Raw genomic sequence first — 469 nt, forward strand, 5'->3', positions numbered from 1 at the left:
GGCCAGTATCCGAATCTGTACGTCGGCTGCTCCGCGAGCTCCGGCCTGGGGGACTGTTCCCGCTTCGCGAGCTACCGGGTGGAGCGCTGGGACCCGGCCACCGCCTCCTACACCACCCTGGCGGAGGGCGCGACGGGCGACACGGCGTTTTACATGGACACGACGGTGAACGAGGACCGGCTCGGCCTGTACTACTACCGCGTCGTACGGCTCGACGCCTCGGGTGCGGAGGCCGCGACGCGATTGACGGCGTACGGCATCTGGGACTCCTGGCTCTGACCGGTCGGGGACGAGGGGAGGGGACCGAGGGCTGCTTCGGCCCCCTCCCCAGGCCGGGGCGCCGAACGGCTGGACCGGCCACAGGACTTCGCCCTCGACGCGTACTCCGTCAGGCTGGGCCTAATCGCTTTGCGCCATGCGGCGTTGAAGTGGCGTGAACAGATATTGCCCGTCCCGCCACGCCATGCGC

1 pseudogene is annotated in these 469 nt (G+C 69.7%); it reads left to right on the forward strand.

Annotation, left to right across the window (positions count from 1 at the left end):
• Positions 1 to 279: pseudogene (locus LPA54_RS37770) on the forward strand (hypothetical protein); the annotation flags it as partial.
• Positions 280 to 469: the final 190 nt, after the last annotated feature.

It is taken from the genome of Streptomyces sp. DH12, from assembly GCF_020873895.1.
Classification (GTDB): Bacteria; Actinomycetota; Actinomycetes; order Streptomycetales; family Streptomycetaceae; genus Streptomyces.